Below are 4723 nucleotides of genomic sequence, written 5' to 3' on the forward strand. Positions count from 1 at the left end.
ACCACTTAAGAAATTAGCTTATGTGTCCAACCACTGGGGTCCACTTCTTTCTTTGCTCCTGTTTGGGGAATCTTCCAATGGTTTCTTGTGTGGGACGAGCTAGGCAAACCAGTTTTAGAAGCGGTTTATATCTCGTTACTTACTGGCGCTTTGTTTGGTTTAGTTATGGCAACCTTCTACTACATTAGGCGCAAGCAATTAAATCTAACAGATTGGGGTTCATTGGGAGAATAAGCCCAAAACCTAACAAACTGTTCAAGAGGGATTCGCAACGCGTGGCATTTTTACTATGCGTTGGTTTTAGTGTTTAAGGCGGTATGCGGCGACTTCGGTATTGCGTTGCTCACCCCTTAACAGGGCGTTATGTGCTTATAGGAATAATGTATTCATGTCAGCAGAAGAGATAATGAACTTAGCGAAGAAAAAGCAGTACGAGAAAGCCTACTTCGTTGGGAAAAGATACCTAGAAAAGAGTCCGAATAACGTCGAAGTAATTGAGGCGCTGAAAGTTGTCTCTTCAGATCTGAGGTCGAGATGCATGGATTTAGCATATAAAAAGGCAGATAACACTTCAGCCTATTTTAAGGTGGCAAGCTTGTTAGAAAAGGTGAATCAACTTACAAATCAAGATCTTTACGGTAATGTGATAATCCCAGGTTAATGTACAAAACTGGGCACTCACTATACGGTGATGCATCGATCAGAAAAGATATGAGAATCACTTAACCGCGCACATAACAAACTGTTTAAGAGTGATTCGCAACGCGTGGCATTTTTACTATGCGTTAGGTTTAGTGTTTAAGGTGGTAAGCGGAGGCTTTCGTATTGCGTTGCTCACACCTTAACAGAGCGTTATAGCTATTTAAATAATCGAGGTAAAAGTGAAATTAGCATTTCTAAAGTTGGCATCTAACATAATGTTTTGGCTGATATTCATACTAATATTTGTAGGCATATATATATACGACAACGATTTAAAGCTAAATGAGGTTGTTCCTAGTAAGGAACTTATACAGTTAGCCGACTATCGGATTTTAACATATCAGGTTTTGTCCGGCTTGTTCCTATTTTCAATCTATGCATTTGCTTCACACAAAAGTCGAAGCAAAGAAGATAAAGAAAAGGGTACATTATTTATGGATATAGCATTAAATGATTTTGCAGGAGTTCTCTTTAACTTTGGTTCTTTAAACCTATCGTTAGCTATTTTTATGCAAGATTGGTCGATGCTTTTTATTACTGGAGTAGCTTACATTATCGGTCTAATTGCTTACCCGAAAGAAAAATAGCAATAACAAACTGTTTAAGAGTGATTCGCAACGCGTGGCATTTTCACTGTGCGTAGGGTTTGGTGTTTAAGGTGGTATGCGGCGGCATCGGTATTGCGTTGCTCACACCTTTCGGAGGAAATCATGGGAAGACGTTACAGGCGAAGATCAAACGGTTCTGCGATAGTCAGTGACTCAGTTTATATAGCGGCTAGGTTACCTTGGTGGGCTGCAATTTGCTTCGGGTTTATATCTTTCCTCATCTTCTACTTCGGCTTTCCTGCATTTCTTGAGAGCAAGGCATCAGAAATGAGCGCTAGTGCTTTTTCACAAGCTTTTGAGTCGATCTTCATGCGTCGAATTCACTGGTTTGAATGGCTTGGAATAGCTTGTGGTTTAATTGGTGTGTTTTTTGGTTTTCGTAACTATGCAATATCGTCTCATGCAGGGTATGAAGAGCGTGGGCTAATTACGTTTCTAGCTAAAATTATCAGTAGAAACATCAACTAACACACATAACAAACTGTTCAAGAGGGATTCGCAACGCGTGGCATTCTTACTATGCGTTGATTTTAGTGTTTAAGGCGGTATGCGGCGACTTCAGTATTGCGTTGCTCACCCCTTAACAGGGCGTTAAATGAGCTATTTGAAATATGATAAAGAAGTTTGAATCCAAAATAATAGAAAAGTTGCTTCAAAAGCCATGTCCGGTCTCTATCCCACGAAGTGGAGATAGAGGTAAAGCCGTTAACTGCTATTCAATAAGCTTGTACGCAGGTGATATTCCATTGTTGTTGGTTGATGAAGTCACAAGACATAGCTTTGGTGGGATGTATTTTGAAAGTGATCGCTTTAAGTCAAAAGTATGCATACCTTTCTCTTTGACGTATGGGGTCACTGTGAGAATTGAACACTATTATGGTCTTTATACTCACACGTACAACTCAGTGATCGATTATTGTTTGCATGAATGGACAGGTTTCTACAAAGTTCAAACTTTCTGTGCTTGGGCAAAACATGCCATCCCTCAGTTTGTTTTTAATAAAGTTCCTCTTCAGCTACCTAGTCGAATGAAAATATTAGAAAAAATCATCGCTAAGCAATCTATAGCTCCTGATAAAGCATTTAGCTCACTAGATATTATGAGTTACGTTTATGGTCTCCGTTGGTATTTGCATCCTCAAAAGACGGAAGTTCGGCAAAAGATGGATTTGTACCTTGATTCGTTCGTAGCTTCTGGGGAGCTCTTGAAGTTTGCAAGTGATTACAAAATTACAGGGCAGGCTGTTGCTACGTTGGAGAAGTATCAAATTGAAGTATCGCGAGCAAAATCAGATAGAATTAATCAAAAAATGATAATAGTTTTAACAATCATTTTAGCCATATTTGCCGGACTTCAAGCCAAAATAATCGAAACTTCTTATAAGATAAATTTGGACAGAGTTATAGATTGGGTGTTGTCGCTCATTTAACAAATTGTTCAAGAGTGATTCGGCAAGCGTGGCATTTTTACCATGCGTCAGGTTTAGTGGTTAAGGTGGTATGCAGTGGCTTAGGTATTGCGTGCCTCACACCTTAACAAGGCGTTAGTCGCCAGAAAAAGCTAGCAATCAAAATCATGTTTCTAAGCTTAAAATTTTGCTGATGATTGTTTGCTATACAGGCTCTTCATCGATACTCAAAAATCAGTTTCAGCTGTTTTAAGTCCAAAGTTTTGCAAGTGTCCAAGCGATTTTTTTGTTCTTTGGTGCTGGCAGAACAGGACAATCGAGCGTCTGTTCTTGGTTGCGACTCCGCTCGGTGAGTTTGCTGGTTCAAAAGCTGATTTATTCGCAGAAAGCACGTTTTCTCTGGTGTGGTAAGTTCCACGTGGTTTCAGTAACTTTGTTGAAAGTCCGCATTGTGAGATTGGTTTTCCAAAAGCGCTTGTTGGTGTTGCCAGTCCGTTTTCTACGGCGTTGGTTGTTCCAAGTGGTTTCATTAAACAGCCGCTTTGAGACTACGCCTGACTTAAGTGCATCAAAGCACATGAAGTTTGTTGTTCGCAAAGTTTAGTTTGGCTTAAAATTGTCGCTCGGTGCCTCGCGACTAACAAACTGCTCAAGAGGGATTCACAACGCGTGGCATTTTTACTATGCGTTGATTTTAGTGATTAAGGTGGTTTGCGGCGGCTTCGGTATTGCGTTGCTCACCCCTTAGCAGGGCGTTAGCTTTACTCGGAGGTACAATGGAATTACCAACATTTAAGTATCATCCAGATCCCATTAAAACGGGTGCTTTAGAAGTTACAGATGCAAATTGTGAATGTTGTGGTGTCAGTCGTGGCTACAGGGCAACTTCTACTATTTACTCTGAGCATGACATAGAAACTATTTGTCCCTGGTGTATTTCTGATGGCTCGGCGGCGAAGAAATTCGACGGAGAGTTTGCTGATCCACATCCATTGATGAAAGCTAGACTTGATAAGTCTGTGGTGAAGGAAGTTTGCGAGAGAACTCCAAGCTATATTTCATGGCAGCAAGAAGTGTGGCTATCGCACTGTGGCGATGCTTGTGAATTTCATGGAGATGCAGAGAAGTCTGATCTATTACAGGTAAAAGACGCTGAATTAGAGGTTTTACTAAACGATCAGCTAATAGGTATTAATGAGTGGCATCAAATAGTCACTTACTATGAAAAAGGTGGAAACCCAGCAATCTACAAGTTCAAGTGTAGATCATGTGGCATATTTACTTATTCGCTGGACTTTGCGTAAAGCTAACAAACTGTTTAAGAGTGATTCGCAACGCGTGGCATTCTTACTATGCGTTGCGTTTAGTGTTTAAGGTAGTATGCGGAAGCATTGGTATTGCGTTGCTCACACCTTAACAGGGCGTTATGTATCTCGCGAAAAAGGACAATTTTAATGGATGTAGTTCCAAAAATATCAGATATAAAAAACCTTAAAGATCTCAGTACCGTTCTAGTTCTTCCGTTGTTATGTGCCTGCTATATATATCAAACGGAGTACATTTTATCGCTAGATAGTTTTAGTTTCTCAGTTGATCCTGACAGTTCTGGTTTCTGGTACTACTTCCAAATAGTGGTGATTTTCGTTGGCAAAACTGTATGGGCTGCACTTTTTAGTTTTGCGCTCTATATGGCTGTAATTTATGCCTATATATACATTCATCAGTCAACTATTCATTTAATTGTATTGATTTTGTTAACATTTGGTTTTGTTGGTGTTTTTGCAACGGATAGAATTAATGCGTATTTGTCTTTGGCTCCTTTGTGGTATTACACTAGTTTCGTTGTAGCATTCTTTTTACTTTCAATGGTGGAACAAATCGAGTCCGATACATAACAAACTGTTTAAGAGGGATTCGCAACGCGTGGCATTTTCACTATGCGTTGATTTTAGTGTTTAAGGTGGTATGCGGCGGCTTTTGTATTGCGTTGCTCACCCCTTAACA

8 protein-coding genes are annotated in these 4723 nt (G+C 40.0%); 7 read left to right on the forward strand and 1 reads right to left on the reverse strand.

Translation table 11 applies throughout. From position 1 onward, the window contains the following. Positions 1-33 precede the first annotated feature (33 nt). The 5 genes from AACR11_RS20825 to AACR11_RS20850 all read left to right on the forward strand — a co-directional run bounded on the left by AACR11_RS20825 (position 34) and on the right by AACR11_RS20850 (position 2740). Complete coding sequence (locus AACR11_RS20825; protein ID WP_223295766.1) at positions 34-234, forward strand: DUF6404 family protein; 201 nt, start codon at positions 34-36, stop codon at positions 232-234. A gap of 154 nt (positions 235-388) precedes the next feature. Continuing rightward, complete coding sequence (locus AACR11_RS20835; protein WP_029790598.1) at positions 389-661, forward strand: hypothetical protein; 273 nt, start codon at positions 389-391, stop codon at positions 659-661. Between the two features lie 220 nt (positions 662-881). Continuing rightward, positions 882-1289 carry a hypothetical protein gene (locus AACR11_RS20840; protein ID WP_043886957.1) on the forward strand — a complete coding sequence of 136 codons (408 nt, stop codon included), beginning with the start codon at positions 882-884 and terminating at the stop codon, positions 1287-1289. 123 nt (positions 1290-1412) lie between these two features. Continuing rightward, positions 1413-1778, forward strand: a complete 366-nt coding sequence (locus AACR11_RS20845) for a hypothetical protein (RefSeq protein WP_029790596.1) — start codon at positions 1413-1415, stop codon at positions 1776-1778. Between the two features lie 143 nt (positions 1779-1921). Then, complete coding sequence (locus tag AACR11_RS20850) at positions 1922-2740, forward strand: hypothetical protein (protein ID WP_029790595.1); 819 nt, start codon at positions 1922-1924, stop codon at positions 2738-2740. Positions 2741-2946: 206 nt separating this feature from the next. Here the strand turns inward: AACR11_RS20850 and AACR11_RS20855 are convergent, their stop codons facing one another. After that, complete coding sequence (locus AACR11_RS20855) at positions 2947-3249, reverse strand: hypothetical protein (protein WP_029790594.1); 303 nt, start codon at positions 3247-3249, stop codon at positions 2947-2949. 246 nt (positions 3250-3495) lie between these two features. On the opposite strand from AACR11_RS20855, the gene AACR11_RS20860 reads away from it, so the two are divergent. Next, positions 3496-4023, forward strand: a complete 528-nt coding sequence (locus AACR11_RS20860) for a CbrC family protein (protein ID WP_005445729.1) — start codon at positions 3496-3498, stop codon at positions 4021-4023. Positions 4024-4173: 150 nt separating this feature from the next. Then, positions 4174-4614 (forward strand): hypothetical protein, encoded by a 441-nt coding sequence (locus tag AACR11_RS20865; protein ID WP_029790593.1) that lies wholly within the window; start codon positions 4174-4176, stop codon positions 4612-4614. Positions 4615-4723: the final 109 nt, after the last annotated feature.

The sequence above is a fragment of the Vibrio sp. L85 genome, assembly GCF_963871815.1.
Taxonomy (GTDB): Bacteria; Pseudomonadota; Gammaproteobacteria; order Enterobacterales; family Vibrionaceae; genus Vibrio; species Vibrio harveyi.

What these genes read in the sequence shown, in the direction of transcription:
- AACR11_RS20865 (WP_029790593.1), top strand. Translation starts at nt 4,174, where the DNA reads ATGGATGTAGTTCCAAAAATATCAGATATAAAAAACCTTAAAGATCTC.
- AACR11_RS20860 (WP_005445729.1), top strand. Translation starts at nt 3,496, where the DNA reads ATGGAATTACCAACATTTAAGTATCATCCAGATCCCATTAAAACGGGT.
- AACR11_RS20835 (WP_029790598.1), top strand. Translation starts at nt 389, where the DNA reads ATGTCAGCAGAAGAGATAATGAACTTAGCGAAGAAAAAGCAGTACGAG.
- AACR11_RS20850 (WP_029790595.1), top strand. Translation starts at nt 1,922, where the DNA reads ATGATAAAGAAGTTTGAATCCAAAATAATAGAAAAGTTGCTTCAAAAG.
- AACR11_RS20855 (WP_029790594.1), bottom strand. Translation starts at nt 3,249, where the DNA reads ATGAAACCACTTGGAACAACCAACGCCGTAGAAAACGGACTGGCAACA.
- AACR11_RS20845 (WP_029790596.1), top strand. Translation starts at nt 1,413, where the DNA reads ATGGGAAGACGTTACAGGCGAAGATCAAACGGTTCTGCGATAGTCAGT.